This is a genomic window from Aeromonas rivuli, from assembly GCF_020149575.1.
GTDB classification, from domain to species: Bacteria; Pseudomonadota; Gammaproteobacteria; order Enterobacterales; family Aeromonadaceae; genus Aeromonas; species Aeromonas rivuli.
On the sequence record NZ_CP079742.1, the window covers coordinates 1488743 to 1513981 of the forward strand.

Here is a 25239-nt window from a genome sequence, read left to right on the forward strand (position 1 = left end):
GCGCATTGTTAGACGTTATTTACTAGGACATTAGCTTCGCTTTCAGGTGCGTGACAAGCAATACAGATTTTGTTGCCATCAGGATCTCTGAAGTATGCACCGTAATAGTTTTCATGATATTCAGGGCGCAAGCCTGGTTTACCCTCGCAAATACCACCGTTGATTAGTGCTGTTTTATGGGCGGCATCAACTATTGCACGGTTATTTGCTTGAAAAGCCACCATACAGCCGTTGCCACAACTATGCGGCTGTTCATTGTATGGTTTTCCTATGAGGAAGAGGGGTTGAGTGCCGCCAGCGCTATGCCAGCCGGCCCAAGGCCTATTTCGATCACAGAAACGAGTTTCTAGGCCCAAGCAAGACATCAATGAGTTATAGAAAACTAAAGCCCGCTCAAAGTCAGTGACACCAAAAAAAACATGCGAATACATGAGGGCTCCCTGCGGTGGCTGTGCAGCGTCTAACGCCCACATTTGCGGCTGGTTTGTAGCGAAGCAGAGAACCAGTCCGACAACATGCGCTTGTTAGTACTTGACGTTGCCGGATTAGCTAAAATCCAAATCATCTAATAAGTTGTCTCTTTTAATACGTTCGGCTTCTTTACGCTCCGCTTCAATTTTCTCTCTAGCGTTATGCAGTTCTATTGCCCGAGCCAAGTTCTCATTGGCATTCGCCACGTCTTGCTTAAGATCTTTAAGGTGATAGCGTTGCAATTCATCAGTCGCACATTTTACAACTACGCAATCACTTTCAATCCAGGCTCGTCTCCACATTGAATGCCGTGGGAAGCGCCTTGATTCATCGAAGAAGTGAATCCAATCTCTCGACGGTCTTTTTGAAAGCTGGAAATAGTAATCCTGTAGTCCTGAGTATTCTCTATCTTGTCGAGTACGATCTTTTAGAATACCAATTATTTTTATTTCAGGTTCTTGAGGTACTTCATTTGCAGCTATTGGTTTGCTTTCTGTTTTAATAGGTGCAGATTTCTTCTGCTCTTGTATTGATTTATCAGACCTCTTTATTCCTATAGCCCTAAGCAATTTTTCATATGAAGCTTCGAAATTGTCAGGGTTTGTGAAATCTGCATATAGCTTGTCAGATAGTGAAGGAGGCAGTTCACAATCATCGATCACCAAAGGAAGCACAGTTACTTTACGCCCAGCCACTTCCTTTGACATAGCAATACTTATTTCTTTCTGAACCCAGCTGGACTCCACAGAATTTTTGGAAATGATTGCTGCTACAAATTTCATCTCCTTAATCCCTTCAGCAATTTTATCGATTAAAGAATCACCAATGTTAATTTCAGCTTCATCCAGCCAAACCACTACATCATCAACCATTAACCGTTCGGCCAATGCTCTTACCCATGGCTTATCTTTCGAGTTATGGCTTAAAAAAACGGATGACATTCGTACTAACTCCTAATTAGGTGCTAACAGTGATTAGATAGAAGGCAGCACTAATACGATAGCAGAGCCTTCCATATAACTTCGCTCTGTCCTGATAGTTGCCATGAAAAAATCAAATTAAATAAAAATATCACCAGTCTGCCTCTGATACTTGAATATATTCGCTTGGCTTCCTCGTTTAACGCTTTCATGTCCCCCGTATAAAGAAACAGTTCAGGAGCCAGCTACGGCAAATCCCAGCAAGGCTACCGCCCCTGAGTTACAGCCCCCAGTTCGCTGCCTTTAACCTGCGAGATTGCAACCATCGCTACCATGACGCTCTCCCCAGAGGTTGATTGTCGTTTGGCTATCATAAGGGGCCTGATCGAGGCATGGGAAGAGGCCGTTGATAAAAATCTGAGCTGGTTCAATCAATTAGTGAGCAACTGCCGTTTTAAGTGGGCTGTTGGGTTAGCAGAGATGCGGAAATCCCCTCACCCCAGCCCTCTCCCAAGGGGAGAGGTGGCTTGTTCACTGTTTCACGGTAGCTTCAGGTTGGCACGGTTTTGATCCCCCTCTTATTCGCTGAGGCGAGCCCTCTTGTCCAGGCCGCGAGGCAGGATGTCGAGCGAGCGGCGCTGGGCCATGGACGGCCCATCGGCGCGTGCCGTTGGACAAGAGGGTGAGCCGAAGGAACCCGACGTCAGTCGGGCGAATAAGCGGGGGAGAAGACCTTTGGTGACTTTGGGTCTTTCCAAAGTCACTCGCCCCAGTCCGAAGGGCGGGCGAAACCCCGTCGAGGGCAGAGCCCTCGCGTCCCATGCGGCGCAGCCGCATCAAGGGGTTAACCGCTGGTTCGGGGTTCCGGCGAGCGTCCGTGGCCGTGGAAAGGGAATTTGCTGCGGTGCAATGCGCTGCGCTTATTGCACCCTACGGTGTTCCACTGCGTGGCGAAGCCGCGCCACCATATCAACTCCGCGAACGTCTGATTACGCTTCGCTAATCAGACCTACAGAGAAGCCAACCGCTGACGCCAGGTAACAAAAGGGAGCCTATCAGGCTCCCTTTTCTGCGGACACGGCCAATGGCATTTGGCTAATGCCATTCCCTATCGATTGGTCGCCGCCTTCATCCCTTGCACAAACTCCTTCAGGCGAATGAGCATGTGATCCGGATCCTGCTGGTGGGTCTCGATGATCTTGACCACAGCGGAGCCGGAGATAGCGCCAGCGGCGCCCGCCTTGATGGCCTCCTTCACCTGCTGGGGATCGCTGATGCCAAAGCCGAGCAGGGCAGGGGGGGCCTTGAACTCGTTGAGGGTGTTGATCAATCCCTCCACCGGCATGCCGGCCTTGGTCTCGGCACCGGTCACACCGGCGCGGCTCACCAGATAGGTGTAGCCACTGCCCAGCTCCGCCACGGCTTTGAGGGTCTCGTTGTCGCCGTTGGGCGGCGCGATGAAGATACTGTCGATGCCGAACTTGTCAGCGGCGGCCTTGTAGGGCTCGCACATCTGCACCGGCACGTCCGCCACCAGCACCGAATCCACCCCGGCCTGCTGGCATTTTCCATAAAAACCGTCGATGTGGCGCACATAAACGAGATTCGCGTACACCAGCAGGCCAATGGGCATCTGGGGGTACTTGGCGCGGATGCGGGTCAGCAGCTGGAAGCAGCCATCCGGGGTGGTGCCGCTGGCAAAGGCGCGCAGGGCGGCGCCCTGAATGGTGGGGCCGTCCGCTACCGGGTCGGAGAAGGGGATGCCCAATTCGAGCGCATCGGCGCCCCCTTCGACCAGGGCATCGACGATGGCCAAGGAGAGTTCAGGGGTGGGATCCCCCAGCATCACGAAGGGGACGAAGGCGCCTTGCTTGGCCTGTTCCAGACGGGAGAAGAGTTGTGCGTAGCGGTTCATTTGCGGCTTCCTTCTTTGTCAAAGCTCTCGGTTTCCAAAATATCGGCAACGGTGAAGATGTCCTTGTCGCCACGGCCCGAGAGGTTGACGATCAGCACCTGCTCCTTCTCTGGTTCGCTGCGCGCCATCTTGAGGGCGTGGGCCAGGGCGTGGGAGGATTCCAGCGCCGGTATGATGCCCTCGCTTCTGGCCAGTTCCTGGAATGCATCCAGGGCTTCTTTGTCGGTGATGGAGACATATTCGGCGCGGCCGATGGCGGCCAGATGGGCGTGCTGGGGGCCGACCGAGGGGAAGTCCAGCCCCGCCGAGACCGAGTAGGACTCCTGAATTTGCCCCTGCTTGTCCTGCATCAGGTAGGAGTGCATGCCAAAGAAGACCCCCTTGCTGCCGTGACCGAGCGGCGCGCCATGCTCGCCAGATTCGATACCGTGGCCGCCGGGCTCGACGCCGATGAGGCGCACCCCCTCTTCCGGGATGAAGTCGGCAAAGATGCCGATGGCATTCGATCCGCCGCCGACGCAGGCGATCACCGCATCGGGCAAGCGCTCTTCCTTCTCGAAGCACTGCACCTTGGCCTCTTCGCCGATCATCTTCTGGAATTCACGGACTATGGTCGGGAAGGGGTGGGGACCGGCGGCGGTGCCGAGCAGATAGTGGGCGGTCTCGTAGTTGGCAGCCCAGTCACGCAGCGCCTCGTTGCAGGCATCCTTGAGGGTACTTGAGCCCGAATGCACCGGTATCACCTCGGCGCCCATCAACTTCATGCGAAACACGTTCGGCTTCTGGCGCTCGCAATCCTTGGCACCCATGTAGACCCGGCACTTGAGGCCGAGCAGGGCGCAGGCAAGGGCAGTGGCGACCCCGTGCTGACCGGCACCGGTCTCGGCGATGATCTCGCTCTTGCCCATGCGCTTGGCGAGCAGGGCCTGGCCCAACACCTGGTTGGTCTTGTGGGCGCCGCCGTGCAGCAAGTCTTCACGCTTGAGGTAGAGGCGGGTCTGGGTGCCACGGGTCAGGTTGCGCGCCAGGGTGAGCGGGGTGGGGCGGCCAGCATACTCAGTCAAGAGAGTCTGAAACTCTTCGACGAAGGCGGCATCTTCCCTGGCATCCACGAAGGCTTTCTCCAGCTGGAGCAGGGCGGGCATCAGGATCTGGGGTACATACATACCGCCAAATTCACCAAAAAACGGATTGAGCAGAGTCATGGTCTATTCCTTGTCCTATTCATAAAATGCGAATCGATAGAAGCGAGAGCTTAGAGCTGCCTGAGGGCGGCAAAGGCGGCCTCAAGCTTGCTGGCATCTTTCTGGCCGGGGGCGCTTTCGACCCCGGAGTTGAAATCGAGGCCCAGGCAACCGACCTGGGCTGCGCTCAGGGCATTGTCCGGATTGAGCCCACCGGCCAGCATCAGCCGGGACTTGTCTAGCCCGTCGAGCACTGTCCAGTCGAAGGCCTGGCCGGTGCCACCGCTCTGGCTGCCGACTGCCGTTTTCACGACGGTGTCGAGCAGCAGGCGATCCGCCGGGAAGTCGAGGGGCAGCGGCTCGCCACTTGCCTTATCGAGAGTGATGCCGACCGCCTTCCAGATCTCGCAGTGGACGGGCAACAGGGGGCGCAGCGCCTCGATATAGGCGGCGTCCTCCTCCCCGTGCAACTGCACGGCGACGAGCCCGAGGGCCTCGACCGTCTTGGCGATGGTCTGGGGCTGGGCATTGCGAAATACCCCCACGTAGCTGAGCGGTGCGCCAGCCATCACGGTGCGGGCGCTCGGGATATCCACATAGCGCGGGCTCTTGGCCACGAAGATGAGGCCGCCAAACACGGCGCCGGCCTGGTGGGCGGCGGCGGCATCCTCGGCGCGGGTCAGGCCGCACACCTTGTTCTGGCCCAGGGTGAGCCTTCGCACCGCCCCTTCCAGGTCGGATTCGCTCATCAGGGAGGAGCCCACCAGGAAGCCCTTGGCATGGTGACGCAGGTCGGCGACCTGGCTGCGATCCTGGATGCCGGACTCGCTGATGACCACCCGATCCCCTGGGATCCGCGCCGCCAGCTGGCGGGTACGATCCAGGCTCACGCTCATGTCCCGCAGGTCTCTGTTGTTGATGCCGATCACTGGCGAGCCCAGCGCGATGGCGCGATCCAGCTCCTCTTCGTTGCTCACCTCGGTCAAGACCCCGAGGCCCAGCTCCCTGGCGACGGCGAACAGGCTGCGATACCCCTCATCGGTCAGCACCGAGAGCATCAAGAGGATGGCGTCCGCCTGATAGTGGCGGGCCAGATAGACCTGATAGGGATCTATCATGAAGTCCTTGCAGAGCACGGGTTGCTTGACCCTGGCCCTGACTCTGGGCAGGAAGGCGAAATCCCCCTGAAAGAATTTCTCGTCGGTCAGTACCGAGATGGCGGTGGCGTATTTGCCATAAATATCGGCGATGGCTTCGGGGCTGAAGTCGTCGCGGATTAAGCCTTTGGAGGGAGAGGCCTTCTTGCATTCGAGAATAAAGCGAGTGCCGCCTGCCCGCAGTTCCCCCTCAAAATCGCGGTCACTGGGCAGCAGCGCACCCTGGAAGCTTGCGAGGGGCTGGGCCAGTTTGCGGGCCGCCACCCACTCCTGCTTGGCAGCCACAATGTTGCCGAGAATGGTCTGGCTCAGGGAGGGGTGGTTAAGCATTTCGATATCCTTGCTGCGATTAGTTGTGTTGAGTCCCGCTGACATCATGCCTCCTGATGGCTCAGGGTGGCCAGCGCCTGGGCGAGGGCGCTGGTTTCGCCGCTGGCGAGCTTGGCCAGTACCTGGGCGGCGGCACGCTTGAGGTCCGGGGCCTTGCCTGCCATCACCAGCAGCGGGGCCACGTTGGCGGCGATGGCGGCATTGTGGGCCTGGGTGCCTTCTCCTGCCAGGATGGCGGCGGTGATGGCCCGGTTCTCTTCCGGCTCGCCCCCCTGAATAGCGCTGACCGGGTAGGTATCGAGCCCGAAATCGGCCGGGGTGAGCAAGTACTCACGAATCTCGCCATCGCGGATCTCGGCGACCTGGGTCGGGCCGTGAATGGCTACTTCGTCCAGGCCCGCGCCGTGCACCACCATACCGGTTTTCAATCCCAAGGCCAGCAGGGTTTCGGCGATGGGGCGCACCAGCTCGGGGGCATAGACCCCTATCAGCTGATAGGTGGGGCGGGCGGGGTTGATGAGGGGGCCCAGCACATTGAACAGGGTGCGGGTCTTGAGCGCCTGGCGCACCGGCATGGCATGGCGTACCCCGGCGTGGTACTGGGGGGCGAACAGGAAGCAGATACCGAGCTCATCGAGGCAGCGGCGGGCCTGGGCCGGGCTCATGTCGAGCCTGATGCCCATCTTGTCGAGCAGATCGCTCGAGCCTGACTTGCTTGAGACCGAGCGGTTGCCATGCTTGGCCACTTTCAGGCCGCAGGCGGCGGCCACCAGGGCCGAGGTGGTGGAGACATTGATGGTATTGAGGCCATCACCGCCGGTGCCGACGATGTCGCAAAAGGGGTAATCGGGGCGCGGAAAATCCCGGGCCTCGGCCAGCAGCGCCTCGGCGGCGCCGGCTATCTCTTCGGGGGTCTCGCCCTTGAGCTTGAGGGCAGTCAAGAGGCTTGCGAGCACTATGGGGTCCACTTCGCCGCGCACCACCTGACCGAAGGCGTCACGGGCTTCGTCGCGGGAGAGAGACTGTCCCTGATAGAGGGTGTTGAGATGATGCTGCATGAGGGTCTCCTTACCGCACACTACTAACTGGACGGGTGATATGGGCGAGGGCCTGGGTGAGCAGGCGGGCCCCTTCGCACGTCAATATGGACTCGGGATGGAACTGGAAACCGAGCACTCGCTCGTCCCGTTGCTCGATGGCCATGGGCATGCCCTGATAGTGGGCAATCACCTGCAGCTCTTCCGGCACATAGGTGGCGACCAGGGAGTGGTAGCGCGCCACCGGCAGGGGGCTCGGCAGACCGGCGAAGGCGCCGTGGCCGTTGTGCTCTATCAGGGAACGCTTGCCGTGGACAATTTCACCGGCGGCGCCGACGGTGCCGCCATAGGCTTCGCACAGGGCCTGATGGCCGAGGCAGATGCCGAGGATGGGCACACGGCCACGGGCCAGCTTGATGAGATCAATCAGGCAGCCCGCCTCATGGGGGGCGCCAGGGCCCGGGGAGAGCACCAGCACGGCGTCGCCACCACAGGACTCTATCTCCGCCATGATGCGGGTCGCCGGCAGGCTGTTGCGATAGATGCGCACCGGATAGCCGAGGGTGCGGAACTGATCCACCAGGTTGTAGGTAAAGGAGTCGAAGTTATCGAGCAGGAAGATGTTAGTCATGGGACTGCTCCTTCGAAGTACGGAACTGATCGGCCAAGGTGTTGTAGATAAACGAATCGAAGTTATCGAGCAGGAAGATGTTAGTGGCTGTTGATCCGGTACTCATTGGCTCACGTCCTTATGTTGCTCCTGCTGGGCGCTCAGGGCTTGCAGTGAGGTGCCATGGCTGGCGGCGATGGCGGCCAGCACGGCGGCAGCCTTGACGCGGGTCTCGTCCGCCTCCATCTGGGGCTTGGAGTCATAGACCACACCGGCACCGGCCTGGACATGGGCGATGCCATTCTTGACGAAGGCAGAGCGGATCACGATGCAGGTATCCATCTCCCCTGCGCCGTTGAGGTAGCCGACGGCGCCGCCGTAGCTGCCGCGTCTGCGCCCTTCCACCTCACGGATCAGCTCACTGGCCCGCAGCTTGGGGGCGCCGGTCAGGGTGCCCATGTTCATGCAGGCCTGATAGGCGTGCAGGGCATCCAGATCGGATCTCAGGGTGCCGACCACCCGGGAGACCAGGTGCATCACATGGCTGTAGCGATCCACCTTGAGCAAGTCCTTCACGTAGCGGGTGCCGGGCTCGGAGATGCGGGCGATGTCGTTGCGGCCCAAGTCGACCAGCATCAGGTGCTCGGCGACCTCCTTCTCGTCCTGGCGCAGTTCTAGCTCGATGCGGCCATCGAGATCCAGATTGATGCTGCCATCGGGGTTGAGGCCACGGCGGCGGGTACCGGCGATGGGGTACATCTCCACCTCGCGGCTCTTGGCGCAGAACTTGACCGCGCTCTCCGGCGAGGCGCCAAACAGGGTGAAGCCCTCATCCTGCACATAGAACATGTAGGGGCTGGGGTTGGTCTGCTTGAGGCGGCGATAGGCGGCGAGCGGGTCGGGGCAGGGCAGGGAGAAACTGCGCGACGGCACCACCTGGAAGATGTCGCCCCGACGGATGAAGCCCTTGAGCCGCTCGACTTCGGCGCAGAACTGCTTGTCGTTCTTGTCCACGCTCATGCCCGTCGTCAGCACGGGGGCGGTCCGCGTGACGGCGAGGTCCTGCTGGCAGGCCAGCTTGAGGGCCGCCAAGCGGTCGGTCAGCCGGGCACAACGCTCGTCCAGATCCCCTTCGCCACCAAACAGGCAGGCGCTGAGCTGAGTGCTCTGCTTGATGTGATCGATGGTGATCAGGGTCTCGGCCACATAGAAGCAGTAGTCGGGGCAGTCGTTGCTGCCCTCCGGCACCTGGGGCAAATCTTCGAAGGAGGCAATCAGGTCATAGGCAAAAGTGCCCGCCAGGAAGAGCGCCTCTTTGCCGAGTTGGCAGTGCAGCTCGCGCTGCAGGGTGCGCAACACGTCCAGCACGCCATAGCCCTTGAGGCGGCTATCTTCATCCAGCTCCCGATCCGAGGCGGGAAAATCCAGCACCAGTTCGCCATCGGCATCAGCCTGGCTGATGAAGGTCGGCAGGTGAGCGCGCAACAAGGCTTGCAGCGCAGGGCCGTTGTCATTGAGGGGGCGCACTTGCACTCTGCGGCCCCGGCACTCGATGCGCAGGCAGGCATCGACCAGCAGCAGGCTCTGGGTGCCCGCCTTGGAGTCTATCTCCACCGATTCGAGCAGCAGGGTGTTGGGGCTCTCCTGACAGAGCCGGGTGAACAGGGCCAACGGGTCGGCCACATAAGGGGCGTTGAGCTTGAGGGCGTCAAATTCGCCCAGGGATAAACGAGTCATAAGGCCTTCCCTTGCGATGGTACTTGGCGTGTGCCTATGGATTGAAAACAGCGAGTCATGACGTTCTATTCCTTGAAATTGAGTGGGTTTTGTCCGCTTCAGTCGGGTTGCCATCGCCATGTCTGTTTAATCGGTTTCATCACGCGTCCATTTACCGGATAATAAAAAAGCCCGCTGGGGTCAGCGGGCTTTTTCTTTGTGTTCTTTATTTGCTGTCAGATTACAGGTACAGCAACGACCACACGCCCGCATGTCAGGGAATGTGCCACCACCAGTTTGCGTTCAGGGTGATTGTCGTTTGCATGATAGAGTCCTGTGACTGTCATTCGAGTGGATGCCCTTGGCATCGAAGTGCCTACAGAAAACGATAAAGCGGCGACCAAGTCAAGTCGCTTTTGCCAATTCGCCCTGAACCATGTGAGCGAGATAGCCGATGCGATTCGATCTGCACTGCCATACCACAGCCTCCGACGGTGTGCTGGCGCCCAGGGACCTGGTGCGCCGCGCCGCCGAGAAGGGCGTAGAGGTGTTGGCGGTCACTGACCACGATACCCTCGCCGGACTTGACGAAGTGCGCGCCACCATCGCCGCCGAGCAGCTGCCGCTGCGGCTGGTGAGCGGGGTCGAGATCTCCACCGCCTGGGAGCATAACGAGATCCATATAGTGGCGTTGGGGGTGGATGAAAAAAATCCACTGTTGATGGATTTTCTTGCGGCCCAGCTCGCCCGGCGCGAGGCCAGAGCCCAGGAGATTGGACGGCGCCTGGAGAAGTGCCAGATCCCCGGCACCTATGAAGAGGCAAAGCAGCTGGCCGGCGACGCCGCCGTCACTCGCGCCCATTTTGCCCGGGTGCTGGTGGCCCGCGGCATTGCCGACAACATGCAGAAGGTGTTCAAGAAATACCTGAGCCGGGGTAACAAGGGTTATGCCCCGGCCGATTGGCCCGAGATGGCGGCGGCGATCGCCGTGATCCACAGTGCCGGTGGCCTGGCGGTGCTGGCCCATCCCAGCCGTTATGATCTTACCGCCAAGTGGATCAAGCGGCTGCTGGTGGTGTTCAAGGCCGCAGGGGGGGATGCCATGGAGGTCTCCTTGCCCCAGCAGAGCCCGGGGGAGCGCGCCAACCTGGGCCAGTGGGCCAAGGATCACGATCTCTATGTGTCGGTCGGCTCTGATTTTCACTTCCCGTCCAACTGGACCGAGCTGGGCCGCCATCTCTGGCTGCCCAAGGAGGGCACGCCGCTCTGGCTCGCCTATCCGGGCCATTTCGGACTCAGCAGCGATGAGCACCAGCGCTTGTTGGCGAGCCGTGCGACCTGAGTGGCGCCAGCCGATAGGCAGCGTGCTAAAGTGGCTATTGTATTGAAGGCAGGATGAGCCTGCCCTATTCCGGGAGGAATATATGACTCAGCATTTCTATGTACATCCAGACAATCCCCAGGCCCGTCTCATCAGCCAGGCGGTGCAGATCATTCAAAATGGTGGCGTCATCGCTTATCCCACCGACTCGGGCTATGCCCTCGGCTGCCACATGGGCGACAAGGGTGCTCTCGAGCGGATCTGCCGCATTCGCCGCATCGATCCCACTCATGATTTCACCCTGGTGTGCCGGGATCTCTCCGAGATAGCCACCTATGCCAAGGTGGACAACAGCGCGTTTCGTCTGCTCAAGAGCAATACCCCGGGTGCCTATACCTTCATCTTCAAGGCGACCAAGGAAGTGCCGCGCCGCCTGATGAACGAGAAGAAGAAGACCATCGGTATCCGGGTGCCCGCCAACAACATTGCCCTGGCACTGCTCGAGGCCCTCGGTGAGCCGCTGCTCTCCACCAGCCTGATCCTGGCAGGATCCGAGATGGCGGAGTTTGACCCGGAAGAGATCGCCGACAAGCTCGGCAAGCAGCTGGACCTGGTGCTCAATGGCGGTTACCTCGGCGAGCAGCCGACCACTGTGGTCGACTTCTCCGACGAAGACCCCGTGGTGCGCCGCCGTGGCGCCGGAGATCCCACTCCGTTTGAATGAGGCCAGCGCACCATCCCATGAGAGGGAGAAGATGACGCCGATGGTGGCCACACCCATCGCGACCGTACTGGGGCAGCCCTATCATGAGCTGCCCCAGGATCTCTTCATCCCCCCGGATGCGCTGGAGGTGTTTCTCGAAACCTTCGAGGGGCCGCTGGATCTGCTGCTCTACCTGATCCGTCGCCAGCAACTCGATATTCTCAACCTGCCGATCCTGCAGATCACCACCCAGTACATGCGCTATGTGGAGCTGATGCAGGGGCTCAATCTGGAGCTGGCAGCCGAATATCTGCTGATGGCGGCCTGGCTTGCGGAGATAAAATCCCGGCTGCTGTTGCCCAAGGCGCCCGAGCTGGAAGACGAAGACGAGGGGGAGGATCCCAGGGTCACTCTCATTCGCCGCCTGCAAGAGTATGAGCGCTTCAAGCATGGTGCCGAGCGGCTCGATGGCTTGCCCAGGGTGGAGCGGGAGATTTTTATTGCCGCCGCCCTGCCACCGGACTTTGGCGCCCTCAAGCCGCTGTCACCCGATGTCTCCCTGGTCGAGCTCGCACTCTACATGCAAAGTGTGGTAAAACGCGCGACGCATTTTGAGCATCACCAGATCCGCCGCGAGCAGATCCCGACCCGGGTACGCATGGCCGAAATTCTCGCCTTGCTCTCCCTGGGACAGACGCTGCAGCTGGCCGATGTGCTGCGCGCCGAAGAGGGGCGCATGGGAGTGCTGGTCAGTTTTCTGGCCCTGCTTGAGCTGTGCAAGGAGCAGCTTATCTGGATCTTGCAGGCCGAGCCGCTGGGCCCTATCCATTTCGCCCTGGCGAGCCAGATAGAAGAGGCGAGCGGACATGAGCAATGAGTCAATGTGGCTGGCCCTGCCCGTCGCGATGGCGGCAGGGGCGGCCATGGCCCTCCCGTCGGAAGGGGAGCCGGGGGCCATCGTCATCATTCACGCGCGAGAGTTCATTAATTCGCCAGCCGACTTGTGGTATGCTGCGCCCCGCGATTTTTGCGCTGCGGCCATCTTTGGCGAGCGCGGTCTGACAAGCCTGGAGGAGAGTGGTCATGGCCCTGCCTGCTGAACGGCTCAAGACCCTGCTCGAGGCGGCGCTGTTCGTGGCGGGTCGGCCCTTGACGGTGAGCGAACTCAAGGGCAGCGTGCTGGCGGATTATCCGGTGACCAGCCGTTACGTGCAGCTGCTGCTGGCTGAGCTCAAGCAGGATTACAGCGAGCGGGGGGTGGAGCTCAAGGAGGTCGCCTCCGGTTGGCGTTTTCAGGCGCGCCAGGAGTATGCCGAAGAGCTCTCCCGGCTGTGGAGCGAGCGGGCGCCGCGTTACTCGCGGGCCGTGCTGGAGACGTTGACGCTGATTGCCTATCGTCAGCCGATAACCCGGGCCGAGATCGAAGCTATCCGTGGGGTGGCGGTCTCTAGCCAGATAGTGAATACCCTGAAAGAGCGTGGCTGGGTGCGCAGCATAGGCCACAAAGAGGTGGTGGGTCGGCCCGAGCTGCTCGCCACCACCCGAGAATTTCTCGATTATTTTAATCTGCAGAGCCTGGAACAGCTCCCCGAGCTGGATCCTGAACTGCAACAACCCTTGTCCGCCATGCTGGGCGAGGAGAGCGCTCCCCATTGAGCAAGCCGGTCGAATGAGCGGTGCGATCTGGTGAGTGCGGTATCTTAATCATTGAAGCGGTGGCGGATCCCCGTCTGGGATCCACCACAGTCATTACCCTTGCCCGGCATGCCGGACAGGGAACAACAATCAGGTAACCCCGATGAGTGAAAAACTGCAAAAAGTGTTGGCCCGCGCGGGTCACGGCTCCCGTCGTGAGATGGAGGCCCTGATCACCGCAGGTCGGGTCAGTGTGGATGGCAAGGCTGCCACACTGGGAGATCGCGTCGAAGTGAACGCCGTGATCCGGGTGGATGGTCATCAGATCAAGACCCGTGCTGCCGAAGAGCAGATCTGCCGTGTGCTGGCGTATCACAAGCCAGAAGGGGAGATGTGTACCCGCCACGATCCGGAAGGTCGTCCGACCGTGTTCGATCGTCTGCCCAAGATGGATGGTGCCCGCTGGATAGCGGTCGGTCGTCTGGACGTCAACACCTCGGGTCTGCTGCTGTTCACCACTGACGGTGAACTGGCCAACCGCCTGATGCACCCGAGCCACCAGGTGGAGCGTGAATACGCGGTGCGGGTGTTTGGCGAGATCACCGAGGCCATGCTGCAGCGTCTGCGCAAGGGCGTGCAGCTCGAAGATGGTCTGGCCAAGTTCAACAAGATCAAGGCAGCCGGTGGCGAAGGCCTGAACCAGTGGTTCAACGTCACCCTGACCGAGGGTCGCAACCGTGAAGTGCGCCGCCTGTGGGAATCCCAGGAAGTGCAGGTGAGCCGCCTGATGCGGGTGCGTTACGGCGACGTCACCCTGGATCGCGGCATCCCCCGTGGTGGCTGGAAAGAGCTCAAGCTGCAGGAAGTGAACTACCTGCGCGGCTTGGTCCACATGAACTACGAGACCGAATCCAAGGTCGATCTGCAGCAAGAGGGCAAGAGCACCCGTCACAAGCAGGCCGCCCAGATCCGCCGCGCCGTCAAACGCCACAAAGAGATGCAAGGCCAGGAGCCCCGTGCCCGCACTGCGAGCGCCCGTCGCAAGCCGACCTCCTCGACCCGCAACTCGGGTACCGGCAGCAAGTAAGCCGCCAGTCATGCTGACTGACGCGAAAACAGGGCCCGCACTCCTCAGTGCGGGCCCTGTTCGTTATGGGGGCGCCACAGGGCCCGGGGCTGTGCGCCTCAACCCTGTCCGCGGGAAAGGGAGGTTGCCTCGGCCCTGGCTCCTTGTTAGCCTTTGGCTATCGGATACAGGAGAAACTAATGAGCAAGGTACTGGATGAGCTGCTGGCACTGCTGGCGCTGGAGAAGATCGAAGAGGGCCTGTTTCGGGGCCAGAGCCAGGATCTCGGCCTGAGAGCCGTGTTCGGCGGGCAGGTCATGGGGCAGGCGTTGTCCGCCGCCAAGCAGACGGTGGCCGCCGATCGTCAGGTACACAGCTTCCACTCCTATTTTCTGCGCCCAGGGGATGCCAATAGACCCATCGTCTACGACGTGGAGAACATCCGCGACGGTCAGACCGTCTCCACCCGCCGGGTCAAGGCCATTCAGGGCGGCAAGCCCATCTTCTACCTCAACGCCTCCTTTCAAGTCGAGGCCGAGGGCTTCGAGCATCAGATCAGCATGCCGGAGGGGATCACGCCTCCCGAGTTGCTCAAGAGCGAGCTGGAGCTGGTGCGTCCCTATGAGCATCAGATCCCGCCCGCTCTGCGTGACAAGATCCTGTGCGAGAAGCCCCTCGAAATTCGCCCGGTGACCCTGGTCGATCCGATCCGGCCGGATGTCCACGAGCCGCTGCGCCACGTCTGGTTCAAGGCCAATGGCCAGATGCCGGATGATCCCAGGGTGCACAAGTACCTACTGGCCTACGCCTCGGATTTCCATTTCCTGTTTGCCGCCCTGCAACCTCACGGCGTCTCTTACTGGGAACCAGACATACAGGTGGCCACCATCGATCACTCCATGTGGTTCCATCGGGACTTCCGCCTCGATGACTGGCTGCTCTATGTGGTGGACAGCCCGAGCGCCAGCGCCGGCCGTGGTCTGGTGCGCGGCCAGTTCTTTACCCGGGACGGGGTGCTGGTGGCGAGTACCGCCCAGGAGGGGGTGATCCGCCGCCGGGGGAGCAAGTGATGATGGGGACTATGGACGGAAACAAGCCATGACAATGCCCGCAATAGTCCCTGTGCTGCGCAGCTTCGATGAGGCCAAGATGCGTAGCTTCTACCTCGATTTCCTCGGTTTCAGCCTGGATTGGCAACACAGGTTCGCCCCTGAGCTGCCGCTCTATGTGCAGCTCTCCCGAGGAGACTGGGTCTTGCACCTATCAGAGCATCATGGAGATGCCTGCCCGGGGGCGACCCTGCGCCTGAGCACTCAGCGGCTCGATGAGCTGCATGGCGACTTGTTGGCGAAAGCATACGGCAATGCCAGACCTGGCATCGAAACCATGCCCTGGGGCAGCAGGGAGATGACCATCTGGGATCCTTTCGGCAACAGACTCATCTTTAACGAGCCTCTGAGTGAGTAAAGGTACCTGGGGAGCTGAGTCATAAAAAACGGGAGCCATTGGCTCCCGTTTTTTATGACCGTCAGAGTCAGGCTGCTTCAGACCGTGAGGTGCTATCACGCTGAGCGAAGCGATCGGCCCAGAGGGCGATGACGCCGTCTCCCGTCACGTTGCAGGCGGTGCCGAAGCTGTCCTGGGCCAGGTAGAGGGCGATCATCAGGGCGATGGAGGCCTCACCGAAGCCGAGCATGGAGGTGAGCAGGCCCAGGGCGGACATGACGCCGCCACCCGGGGCGCCGGGCGCCGCTATCATGATGACCCCAAGCATCATGATGAAGGGCAACATGGTGCCGTAGCCCGGGATGGCCAGGTGTTCGGAGAGGTACATGACGGCGGTGGCACAGGTCACCAGGGTAATGGTGGAGCCGCACAGATGGATGGTGGCGCACAGGGGCACGGTAAAGTTGGCAATCCCCTCGCTCACCCCGTTCTGACGGCTGGCGCGCAGGGCCACCGGGATGGTGGCGGCGCTGGACATGGTGCCCAGGGCCGTGAAGTAGGCGGGCAGCATGTTCTTGAGCAGCATGAGCGGCGAACGGCCAAGGGCCAGCCCGGTGCCGACGAACAGCACACAGAGCCAGATCCAGTGCATCAGGATCGCCATCACCAGCACCACCCCGAAGGTCTTGAGGGTGGTGAAGACGGTGCCCTCCACCGTCATCTCCACGAAGACACCGGCGATATAGATGGGCAGCAAGGGAATGATCACCCGGGCCAGCAGGCGGTCGATGATATCGCGGCCCTGATCGGCGATACGACGCAAGTCAGTGGCCTCATTGGCGCTGATGCCGATCCCGAAGATGAAGGCGGCGGCCAGGGCCGACATGACCCCGAACAACGGTGGTATCTCCATGCTGATATAGGAGACCAGCTTGCTGGCTGGATCCGCGCTGGTGGTGGCGGCCTCGGTCAGGGTCGGGATCAGCCGACTGGCCAGGGTGAAGGCGAAGGTGCCGGCCAAAATGGTGGAGCCATAAGCCAGGGCCACCGTCTTGCCGAGCAGCTTGCCCGAGTTCTTTGGCAAGCTGGCGATGCCGCTGGTGATAAAGAACAAGATGATGAGCGGAATGGTGAAGCCAATCAGCTGGCCGACCACCGTCTTGGCGGTGAACAGCAGACGGGCGACCCAGTCGGGGGCATAGAGGCCGAGCAGCAGACCGGCGAGGATGCCGGCGAGGAGTTTGAGCACGAGTTTCATGGGCAGATCCGGTATGAGTGTCTGACTTGTTATTGTCTTCTGAATTTAGTGCGGCTTTTTAACACATATGCAGTCTTATGTCTGTCTATGCCTTGTTATGGTGGTGTTAAGTATTGTTAAGGATGCATCTATCCGATAGATGTGGTTACGAGCCAGGTGCCGGATGGCCTGGGTTGGCCCGCCGGTGAAGACAAGGTAATACCAGGCCGGAGGCGCCACTCATCCGGGCCAGAGGAGTCGTCGGTAGCGGACTCTGATCGAGCCCATCCATCGATCAGAGTCAGCCCTTGCGCAGCAACAGATGGCGCCAGATTCGGGTCTCGGGATCCGGGGGCAGGGGAGCCTGCCACTGCCGGATCAGATGCAGCGAGCGGGAGCTCAGCAGTGCCAGCTCATCGGCATCCATCCTGGCCTCTGCCTCGGGGCGGTCACTCTCCGCTGGCAGGATCAGCCGTTCACCGAGAGGGATGTTGCAGTAGAGGATGCCCCCGGTCTTGAGCAAGGCGGCCAGCCTGGTCAGCATCAATGCCCGCTGGCAGGCTGGCAGATGAGGAAGCAGATCACAGGCCCAGATGCCATCAAAGGGCACCACTGTGTGCAGCGTACTGATGTCGCCGACTCGCACCGGTAACTCCGCATGACGCGAAGCGCGCCTGGCCAGGGTGATATCAACCTCGATGGCACTCACCACATAGCCCCTTTGCTGGAAATGGCGGGCATCCAGCCCCTCGCCACAACCCGCATCGAGCAGATGCGCGCCGGGGGCCAGCTCATGGCAGAAGCTGTGATGGAGGGAGGCACGGGGGAGGAGATCGAGAGCAGCTGGCATCGGGGGCTCGGGGCAATAGAGAGAGAAGGCCATGGTATCAAGGGGAGGGGGCAGAGGGCCAGATCCGCCCTGCGGCACCTCTCTTCAGGGTGTGGATTGCCGGAGCATCCTCTGGCGCTCAGTCACACCGGGCGGGCAGGTGGCGGAGTTGCAGGAAGAGGCTGTCGAGCAGGTAGTCGGCTTCCCGGGCCAGATCGATGCGCTCTGGGAAGTGCAGCCAGTTGAGGATATAGCCATCCAGGGTGCAGTGCAGCAGGGTGGCCGCCCGGGTCAGATCCAGCGTGGAGGGCAGCTGACCGTGCTTCACCCCATTGGCGAGAGATCGTTCTATGTCCTGGGCGAAACGGCGTGACTCCTTGTGGATGTGCTCGCGCAGGGTGAAGGCTTCCCCTTCTATCTCTATGGTCTCCAGGCTGTACATGATGGTGAACATCTGGCGGTGACCCGGATCGCGGGTGATCTTGAGCAGCGCGTTGTGCAGGAAGAATCGCAGCCGGCCGAGGGGATCCGGTTCATCGGGATTGAGGCTGGCATCGAGCTGATGGGAGAGGGGCTCGCACAGCTCCTGCCACAGAGAGATAAACAGCTCTTCCTTGTTTTTGAAGTGCCAGTAGATGGCGCCCCGCGTGAGATCCGCCGCCTTGGCGATATCGGTCAGACTGGTCTTGGCCAGGCCCCGATGGCAAAACAGATCCAGCGCCGTGTTCATGATGTGGCAACGGGTCTGCTGAGCTTCTTCTTTTGTGCGTCTGGCCATCGTGGTTCGCTTAGTCCAAAAAGGGTGGTGATAATAACAAAAACCAATATACATACATTCGTGGATGTATGTATATTGCCCCATCTCAACCGACTTTACCAATGGGGGCCTAATGCCCCCTGAATGGTTGTTCGTAAGCAGACAGAGGATCAGGTGCTCCATGCATAAAAATAAAATTGCCCGTTCGGTCGGGCTGGCCTTGTTGGCAGCCGGATGGCTGGCGGGCTGTGGTGATAAAGAGGCCGCTCAGGCCCAGGCCCCGATGCCGCCCACCGCCGTCGAAGTGACCACGCTACACACTGGCCCCTTGCAGCTCACCACCGAGCTGACCGGTCGTACCGCCGCCCTGCGCATCGCCGAAGTACGTCCCCAGGTGAGCGGTATCGTGCTCAAGCGTCTCTTTACCGAAGGCTCTGACGTCAAGGCTGGCCAGCTGCTCTATCAGATTGACCCCGCCGTCTATCAGGCCAATGTGGCCTCGGCCGCGGCCAATCTGGCCAAGGCCCAGGCCAACGAGCGCAGCGCCCGTCTCAAGGCCCAGCGCTACGGCGAGCTGGTCAAGGTCAAGGCCATCAGCCGCCAGGAATTTGATGATGCCGATGCCGCCTGGAAGCAGCAACTTGCCGAGATAGGCGCCGCCAGGGCCGCGCTACAGAGCGCCGAGATCAACCTCGACTACACCCGTATCACGGCCCCCATCAGCGGCCGTATCGGCCGCTCCGCCGTGACCGAAGGCGCCCTGGTCACCGCCCAGCAAGCCGCGGCCCTGACCACTATCCAGCAGCTCGATCCCATGTACGTGGACGTGAGCCAGTCCACCGCCGATCTGCTGCGTCTCAAGCGTCAGGTCGAGGCGGGCAAGCTGACCTCGGGTCAGGCCGATAATACCAAGGTAAGTTTCCTGCTTGAAGATGGCAGCGCCTACGGTGAATCCGGCGAGCTGCAGTTCTCCGATGTCAGCGTGGACGAGACCACCGGCATGGTGACTTTGAGGGTGATAGTGCCGAACCCGCAGCAGCTGCTGCTGCCCGGCATGTTCATGCGCGCCACCTTGAAAGAGGGTGAGCGCAGCCAGGGCCTGCTGGTGCCCCAGACCGCCGTGACTCGCACCCCCAATGGTGGCGCCACTGTCATGGTGGTCACCCCCGACAACAAGGTCGAGCTGCGAGATATTCACATCAGTCGCATCGTTGGCAGCAATTGGGTGGTGGAGTCCGGTCTCAAGGCCGGTGAGCGGGTCATCGTCGCCGGTCTGCAGAAGGTCAGGCCAGGTGCCGAGGTGGCGCCCAGTGAGCAGTCCGTGCAGGCGCAAGTCGCCCCGGCTAACAAGTAGGATGGAGTAGTCGCCTCATGGCACGATTTTTTATAGATAGACCCATATTCGCCTGGGTGATCGCCTTGGTGATCATGCTGGCGGGGGGCCTGGCCATCTTGACCTTGCCGGTCTCCCAGTACCCCACCATAGCGCCGCCGGCCGTGGGGATCTCGGCCAGCTACCCGGGCGCTTCCGCCAAGACGGTGGAAGATTCGGTGACCCAGATCATCGAGCAGAACATGACGGGGCTGGATCACCTGCTCTACATGTCTTCCCAGAGTGATTCGGCTGGCAACGTGTCGGTCACCCTGACCTTCAAGCCGGGCACGGATCCCGATATCGCCCAGGTGCAGGTGCAAAACAAGCTGCAACAGGCCATGTCACTGCTGCCCCAGGAGGTGCAACAGCAAGGCATCCGGGTGCAGAAGACCTCCAGCAGCTTCCTGATGGTGGCGGGCTTCATCTCCAGCGATGGCAAGATGAGCAACGATGATCTCTCCGATTATGTGGTGAGCAACATCAAGGAGCCCCTGAGCCGGCTGGACGGGGTGGGGGACATTACCCTGTTCGGCAGTCAGTACTCGATGCGTGTCTGGCTGGATCCGCATCGTCTCAATCGGGTGCAACTGACCCCGGCCGACATTCAGGCAGCCATCCAGAGCCAGAACGCCCAGGTGGCCTTCGGTAAACTGGGGGGCACCCCCTCGGTGAACGATCAGCAATTTACCGCCACCATCATGGGCCAGACCCGGCTCTCGACCGTGGAGGAGTTCAACGACATCTTGCTGCGGGTCAATCAGGATGGCTCCAAGGTGCGGCTCAAGGACGTGGCCCGGGTCGAGCTGGGCGGCGAGAACTATGACGCCGAGGCGCTCTACAACGGCCAACCCACCTCGGCCATCGCCATCAAGCTGGCAACCGGTGCCAACGCCCTGGATACCGCCGAGCATGTGAAGGCCAAGATAGACGAGCTCTCCCAGTACTTCCCGGCGAACATGAAGGTGGTCTATCCCTATGACACCACCCCCTTCGTGCAGATCTCCATCGAGGAGGTGGTGCAGACCCTGATTGAGGCCATCATCCTGGTGTTCTGCGTCATGTACCTCTTCTTGCAGAACTTCCGGGCCACCCTGATCCCGACCATCGCCGTGCCCGTGGTACTGCTGGGGACCTTCGGGGTCATGGCGGCGTTCGGCTTCTCCATCAACACCCTCACCATGTTCGGCATGGTGCTGGCCATCGGCTTGCTGGTCGATGACGCCATCGTGGTGGTGGAGAACGTGGAGCGCCTGATGAGCGAAGAGGGGCTATCCCCCCTGGAGGCGACCCGCAAGTCCATGGATCAGATCACCGGCGCCCTGGTAGGGATTGCCCTGGTGCTCTCCGCCGTGTTCGTGCCCATGGCTTTCTTTGGCGGCTCAACCGGCGCCATCTATCGCCAGTTCTCCCTGACCATCGTCTCGGCCATGGTGCTCTCCGTGCTGGTGGCCCTGATCCTGACCCCGGCCCTGTGCGCGACCCTGCTCAAGCCGATGAAGCATGGCGAACATGCCAGCCATCGCGGCCTGTTCGGCTGGTTCAACCGGGTGTTTGACGCCGGTGCCGATCGCTATCAGCGCGGTGTGGGCAAGGTCATCAAGCAAGGGGCGCGCTACAGCATCATCTATCTGGGGATGCTGGTGGTGCTGGCCGTGCTCTTCCTGCGCCTGCCGACCTCCTTCCTGCCCGAAGAGGATCAGGGGGTCATCATGTCCATGGTGCAGCTGCCGGTCGGGGCGACCAAACAGCGCACCGAGGCCGTGCTTGCCGAGATGCGTGACTACTTCCTCGAGACTGAAAAGGAGAATGTGGACTCCGTGCTGACGGTGGCGGGCTTCAGCTTCGCCGGTAGCGGCCAGAACAGCGGCATGGCGTTCATCAAGCTCAAAGACTGGAAAGAGCGTGACACCCCCGAGCGCAGCGCCAATGCCATCATAGGCCGCGCCATGGGCTATCTGTTCAGCATCAAGGAGGCTCAGGTCTTCGCCTTCAACTTGCCTCCCATCCCCGAACTCGGCACGGCCACCGGCTTCGACTTCTTCCTGCAAGACAGGGCGGGTCTGGGTCACGAGAAGTTGATGGCGGCGCGCAACCAGCTGCTCGGCATGGCGGCGCAGGATCCCAATCTGGTGCGGGTGCGCCCGAACGGGATGGAAGATACCCCCCAGCTCGACATCAAGATTGATTACGAGAAGGCCCTGGCTCAGGGGCTGACCGTGAGCGACATCAACAGCACGCTGTCGGCGGCCTGGGGCTCCTCCTATGTCAATGACTTCATGGATCGCAACCGGGTCAAGAAGGTCTACCTGCAGGCGGATGCGCCCTTCCGGATGAACCCGGAAGATCTCAAGCTGTGGTATGTGCGCAACAGCGAAGGGAAGATGGTGCCTTTCTCGGCCTTTGCCACCACCCAGTGGAGTTATGGTTCGCCTCGTCTGGAGCGTTACAACGGCGTCTCCGCCATGGAGATCGTCGGTGAGGCGGCCCCCGGCAAGAGTACGGGGGATGCCATGGCAGCCATCGAGCAGATGGTGAAACAACTGCCCGAGGGAATAGGTCTGGAGTGGACCGGACTCTCCTTCCAGGAGCGTCAGGCCGGCTCCCAGGCGCCAGCGCTTTATGCCATCTCGCTGCTGGTGGTCTTCCTCTGTCTGGCAGCCCTGTACGAGAGCTGGAGCATCCCCTTCTCGGTCATGCTGGTGGTGCCGCTCGGGGTATTGGGCGCCATTCTGGCGGCGACCATGCGCGGGCTGGAGAACGATGTCTACTTCCAGGTCGGCCTGCTCACCACCATAGGGCTGTCGGCCAAGAACGCCATCCTCATCGTCGAGTTCGCCAAGGAGCTCTATGACAAGGGGATGGGCTTGAGCGAGGCGGTGCTGGAGGCGGCGCGCCTGCGTCTGCGCCCAATCCTGATGACCTCGCTGGCCTTCATCTTGGGGGTCTTGCCGCTGGCCATCAGCACCGGGGCGGGGGCCAGCAGCCGCAACGCCATCGGCACCGGCGTCATGGGCGGTATGATCAGTGCCACTGTGCTTGCCATCTTCTTCGTGCCGCTCTTCTTCGTGCTGGTGATGCGTTACTTCACCAAGCAGAAAGATGCAGAGGCAGATGAGCAGATCAAAGCGAGCAAGCAGGCATAAGCCCATGGGACTCAGCAAGTGGCCATCACCTTGAGTGAGGGCATGACAGACAGAAGAGGGAGGCCTGTGCCTCCCTCTTTCTATTGGCGCCATGCCAACTTGCTGCCTTACCCCAGGCGTTGAGCATAGAAAAAGGGCCACTTCTTTCGAAGTGGCCCTTTCCAAACGTTTGGTGGAGCTGGGGGGATTTGAACCCCCGTCCAAAATTACTACATCCTCGGTACTACATGCTTAGTCACTCTTTACATTCGCCAACACGCTGCGGAGAGACACGCCACGTACTGACTAGCTCGATTGGTTTTAATGCTTCCGCCCCGAGCAGGACTTCCACACGATCCTGTGAAGGATGACCTTCCGATTCCCTAGGACACAGGCAAGCTAGGGTAGAAGGGCTCAGCGCAGGTTATTAAGCTGCGAGTGCGTAGTTTTCGTCGTTTGCGACTATTTTTTTGCGGTTTATTAACGAGGCCTACCGCACCTCGGCATGCACCTTGGGTTTCGTGAATCTTGTCGAATCCAGAATCAGCCCCAAGTTGTCCATTGGGATTGTACGCAAAAAACCAGCCATGGCAAGGCGTTGGCGGACAATGAACTGAATTGACGTTGTGTTTGCTGATTTAATGGTCGTTATTGCTAATCAGGGCTGGGGGGAGTTGAACCCCCGTCCAAAAAAGTGAGCCATACAAAGCAACACGCCGGACCCATGGGCCCGGCGTGACGGTGAGCTTGATTCTTGGCTTATTGCCTTGAGATCAGCCCAAGCGCTTGTTTTTCATGATGCGCGACTTCTCGCGATCCCACTCACGAGCCTTGGTGTCTTCGCGCTTGTCGTGCTCTTTCTTGCCTTTCACCAGGCCGATTTCCACCTTGACCCAGCACTCTTTCCAGTAGAGTGCCAAGGGCACTATGGTGTAACCCTGGCGAGCGGTCAGGCTCTCGAGCCGGTCGATCTCGCGGCGGCTGAGCAGCAGCTTGCGGGTGCGAGTCGGATCGCATACCACATGGCTGGAGGCGGCATTGAGCGGCAGGAAGCTTGCGCCAAACAAGAAGGCCTCTCCCTGCAAGAAGATAACATAGGCTTCGCTGATGTTGGCCTTGCCTGCCCGCAGGGATTTGACTTCCCACCCTTGCAGCGCCAGACCGGCTTCTACTTTTTCTTCGATGAAGTATTCGTGGCGCGCGGCTCTATTGAGGGCAATAGTGCTGGACCCGGCTTTGTTTTTACTGTTGTTTTTGCTCATGACGGGCGCCTTCGGCGATGACTTGGAAGCCGCATTATACGTGGGTGGCGGCGGCTGTAAAACGCGCAACCGCTCGAATGATGACTTTATGAGCAGTTCCGGGGTGATTTTGGCTGGCAAGGTGATTTAGAGGGGGGGGTGAGGGCGGCGCTAAAACGCATAATTGCTCGAGTGGCGGTTTTATGAGCAGTTTCGGCGGTGATTTTCGGCGATATGGTGATAAAATCCCGGGGATTGGATGAGGAAACCCCATGCCCCGTATTACCCGTAGTGCCCTGGTGATGTTCAGTGCCGAGCAGATGTTCCGGCTGGTCAATGATGTGGATGCGTATCCCGAATTTCTGCCGGGCTGTGTCGGCAGCCGCGTGCATGAGAGTGGCGAGGACTTTATGACCGCCTCCGTGGATGTGGCCAAGGCGGGTATCGCCAAGACCTTCACCACCCGCAACCAACTCGATGCCAATCGCCAGATCAAGATGGAGCTGGTCGATGGCCCTTTTCGCAAGCTGGCGGGCTGGTGGACCTTCACCCCGCTGGACGTGGATGCCTGCAAGGTGGAGTTCGATCTCGATTTTGAATTTACCTCCAGGCTGATTGAGCTGGCATTCGGACAGATCTTCCGCGATCTGGTGGGCTCCATGGTGCTGGCGTTTTCCCAGCGCGCCAAGGTGGTGTACGGTGTCTGAGCCACTGAATGTGATGCTGCGCCACCTCCTGTCGGGCCATGGGGCTTGGGCTCACACCGGGCTGCCGGTGCTCTCTCACCGCGACAGGGAGCCTCAAGATGCCTGATGCGCTCAATATTGAAGTGGTCTACGCCCTGCCGGACAGACAGACTGTGCTGGCGTTGCGGGTGGGGGCCGGTACAAGCGTGCAGGCCGCCATCGAGCAGTCGGGTATCCTGGCCAAGCACCCGGAGATAGACCTGGCGGTCAACAAGCTGGGCATCTATAGCCGCCTGGCCAAGGGCTCGGATCTGCTGCAGGACGGCGATCGCATCGAGATCTACCGACCGCTCACCGCCGATCCCAAAGAGATGCGCAAGAAGCGGGCCGAAAAGGCCAAAGAGGAGGGGCGAGCCGATGTGGTGACGGGGGGCCGTCCCGATGTGCACCGCAAGCAGGACGATGGTGAATCAAGCTGATC

At 60.4% G+C, this 25239-nt stretch carries 23 protein-coding genes and 1 other RNA gene; 11 read left to right on the top strand and 13 right to left on the bottom strand.

The annotated features are described in order from the left end of the window. Nucleotides 1–8: 8 nt before the first annotated feature. The 8 genes from KYK33_RS07060 to KYK33_RS07095 form a co-directional block, all read right to left on the bottom strand. Nucleotides 9–431 carry a VOC family protein gene (locus KYK33_RS07060; RefSeq protein ID WP_224432521.1) on the bottom strand — a complete coding sequence of 141 codons (423 nt, stop codon included), beginning with the start codon at nucleotides 429–431 and terminating at the stop codon, nucleotides 9–11. Between the two features lie 114 nt (nucleotides 432–545). Then, complete coding sequence (locus KYK33_RS07065; protein ID WP_224432522.1) at nucleotides 546–1412, bottom strand: toll/interleukin-1 receptor domain-containing protein; 867 nt, start codon at nucleotides 1410–1412, stop codon at nucleotides 546–548. 1087 nt (nucleotides 1413–2499) lie between these two features. Beyond that, entirely contained in the window at nucleotides 2500–3306 is an 807-nt protein-coding gene (gene trpA / locus KYK33_RS07070; protein ID WP_224432523.1) for a tryptophan synthase subunit alpha, read from the bottom strand. Then, complete coding sequence (trpB, locus tag KYK33_RS07075) at nucleotides 3303–4511, bottom strand: tryptophan synthase subunit beta (protein ID WP_224432524.1); 1209 nt, start codon at nucleotides 4509–4511, stop codon at nucleotides 3303–3305. Before trpB ends, trpA begins: the two co-directional genes overlap by 4 nt. Nucleotides 4512–4561: 50 nt before the next feature. After that, the gene (gene trpCF, locus KYK33_RS07080; RefSeq protein ID WP_396021382.1) at nucleotides 4562–5977 is read right to left on the bottom strand and encodes a bifunctional indole-3-glycerol-phosphate synthase TrpC/phosphoribosylanthranilate isomerase TrpF; all 1416 of its coding nucleotides are present in this window, start codon (nucleotides 5975–5977) and stop codon (nucleotides 4562–4564) included. A 44-nt stretch (nucleotides 5978–6021) separates the two neighbouring features. Further along, on the bottom strand, nucleotides 6022–7035 hold the full coding sequence (gene trpD, locus KYK33_RS07085; RefSeq protein WP_224432526.1) for an anthranilate phosphoribosyltransferase: 1014 nt from the start codon (nucleotides 7033–7035) through the stop codon (nucleotides 6022–6024). Between the two features lie 10 nt (nucleotides 7036–7045). Further along, nucleotides 7046–7645: an aminodeoxychorismate/anthranilate synthase component II gene (locus KYK33_RS07090; RefSeq protein WP_224432527.1), complete on the bottom strand. Its 600-nt coding sequence runs from the start codon at nucleotides 7643–7645 to the stop codon at nucleotides 7046–7048. Between the two features lie 102 nt (nucleotides 7646–7747). After that, nucleotides 7748–9361 (bottom strand): anthranilate synthase component 1, encoded by a 1614-nt coding sequence (locus KYK33_RS07095; protein ID WP_224432528.1) that lies wholly within the window; start codon nucleotides 9359–9361, stop codon nucleotides 7748–7750. 433 nt (nucleotides 9362–9794) lie between these two features. Between KYK33_RS07095 and rnm the strand changes: the two genes are divergently transcribed. From rnm to KYK33_RS07130, 7 genes are all read left to right on the top strand, one after another. Further along, a complete protein-coding gene (rnm, locus tag KYK33_RS07100; protein ID WP_042040299.1) occupies nucleotides 9795–10682 on the top strand; it encodes an RNase RNM in 888 nt (295 codons plus the stop codon). Nucleotides 10683–10764: 82 nt separating this feature from the next. After that, a complete protein-coding gene (locus KYK33_RS07105) occupies nucleotides 10765–11385 on the top strand; it encodes an L-threonylcarbamoyladenylate synthase (protein ID WP_042040300.1) in 621 nt (206 codons plus the stop codon). Between the two features lie 31 nt (nucleotides 11386–11416). After that, nucleotides 11417–12241 (top strand): segregation and condensation protein A, encoded by an 825-nt coding sequence (locus KYK33_RS07110; RefSeq protein ID WP_042040301.1) that lies wholly within the window; start codon nucleotides 11417–11419, stop codon nucleotides 12239–12241. Nucleotides 12242–12447: 206 nt separating this feature from the next. Next, on the top strand, nucleotides 12448–13020 hold the full coding sequence (scpB, locus tag KYK33_RS07115; protein WP_042040304.1) for an SMC-Scp complex subunit ScpB: 573 nt from the start codon (nucleotides 12448–12450) through the stop codon (nucleotides 13018–13020). Between the two features lie 142 nt (nucleotides 13021–13162). Then, nucleotides 13163–14086, top strand: coding sequence for a 23S rRNA pseudouridine(2605) synthase RluB (rluB, locus tag KYK33_RS07120; RefSeq protein ID WP_042040305.1), 924 nt, complete (start codon nucleotides 13163–13165; stop codon nucleotides 14084–14086). A gap of 179 nt (nucleotides 14087–14265) precedes the next feature. After that, complete coding sequence (gene tesB, locus KYK33_RS07125) at nucleotides 14266–15135, top strand: acyl-CoA thioesterase II (RefSeq protein ID WP_224432529.1); 870 nt, start codon at nucleotides 14266–14268, stop codon at nucleotides 15133–15135. A 28-nt stretch (nucleotides 15136–15163) separates the two neighbouring features. Continuing rightward, nucleotides 15164–15532 carry a glyoxalase superfamily protein gene (locus KYK33_RS07130; protein WP_224432530.1) on the top strand — a complete coding sequence of 123 codons (369 nt, stop codon included), beginning with the start codon at nucleotides 15164–15166 and terminating at the stop codon, nucleotides 15530–15532. A gap of 67 nt (nucleotides 15533–15599) precedes the next feature. Here KYK33_RS07130 and KYK33_RS07135 read toward each other — a convergent pair whose 3' ends face one another. From KYK33_RS07135 to KYK33_RS07145, 3 genes are all read right to left on the bottom strand, one after another. Beyond that, complete coding sequence (locus KYK33_RS07135) at nucleotides 15600–16769, bottom strand: dicarboxylate/amino acid:cation symporter (protein ID WP_224432531.1); 1170 nt, start codon at nucleotides 16767–16769, stop codon at nucleotides 15600–15602. A 280-nt stretch (nucleotides 16770–17049) separates the two neighbouring features. Next, the gene (locus KYK33_RS07140; RefSeq protein ID WP_224432532.1) at nucleotides 17050–17598 is read right to left on the bottom strand and encodes a class I SAM-dependent methyltransferase; all 549 of its coding nucleotides are present in this window, start codon (nucleotides 17596–17598) and stop codon (nucleotides 17050–17052) included. A gap of 118 nt (nucleotides 17599–17716) precedes the next feature. Continuing rightward, a complete protein-coding gene (locus KYK33_RS07145; RefSeq protein ID WP_224432533.1) occupies nucleotides 17717–18355 on the bottom strand; it encodes a TetR family transcriptional regulator in 639 nt (212 codons plus the stop codon). Nucleotides 18356–18515: 160 nt separating this feature from the next. Here KYK33_RS07145 and KYK33_RS07150 point away from each other — a divergent pair, with 160 nt between their 5' ends. After that, a complete protein-coding gene (locus KYK33_RS07150) occupies nucleotides 18516–19688 on the top strand; it encodes an efflux RND transporter periplasmic adaptor subunit (protein ID WP_042043904.1) in 1173 nt (390 codons plus the stop codon). 17 nt (nucleotides 19689–19705) lie between these two features. Further along, on the top strand, nucleotides 19706–22852 hold the full coding sequence (locus KYK33_RS07155) for an efflux RND transporter permease subunit (protein WP_224432534.1): 3147 nt from the start codon (nucleotides 19706–19708) through the stop codon (nucleotides 22850–22852). A 170-nt stretch (nucleotides 22853–23022) separates the two neighbouring features. Here the strand turns inward: KYK33_RS07155 and ssrA are convergent. Further along, nucleotides 23023–23382, bottom strand: a transfer-messenger RNA (tmRNA) gene (ssrA, locus tag KYK33_RS07160). A 222-nt stretch (nucleotides 23383–23604) separates the two neighbouring features. Continuing rightward, the gene (smpB, locus tag KYK33_RS07165; protein WP_042043909.1) at nucleotides 23605–24093 is read right to left on the bottom strand and encodes an SsrA-binding protein SmpB; all 489 of its coding nucleotides are present in this window, start codon (nucleotides 24091–24093) and stop codon (nucleotides 23605–23607) included. A gap of 251 nt (nucleotides 24094–24344) precedes the next feature. On the opposite strand from smpB, the gene KYK33_RS07170 reads away from it, so the two are divergent. Together KYK33_RS07170 and KYK33_RS07175 are read left to right on the top strand one after the other, a co-directional pair. After that, nucleotides 24345–24779 (top strand): SRPBCC family protein, encoded by a 435-nt coding sequence (locus KYK33_RS07170; RefSeq protein WP_224432535.1) that lies wholly within the window; start codon nucleotides 24345–24347, stop codon nucleotides 24777–24779. A gap of 98 nt (nucleotides 24780–24877) precedes the next feature. Beyond that, nucleotides 24878–25237 carry an RnfH family protein gene (locus KYK33_RS07175; protein ID WP_224432536.1) on the top strand — a complete coding sequence of 120 codons (360 nt, stop codon included), beginning with the start codon at nucleotides 24878–24880 and terminating at the stop codon, nucleotides 25235–25237. Nucleotides 25238–25239 lie beyond the last annotated feature (2 nt).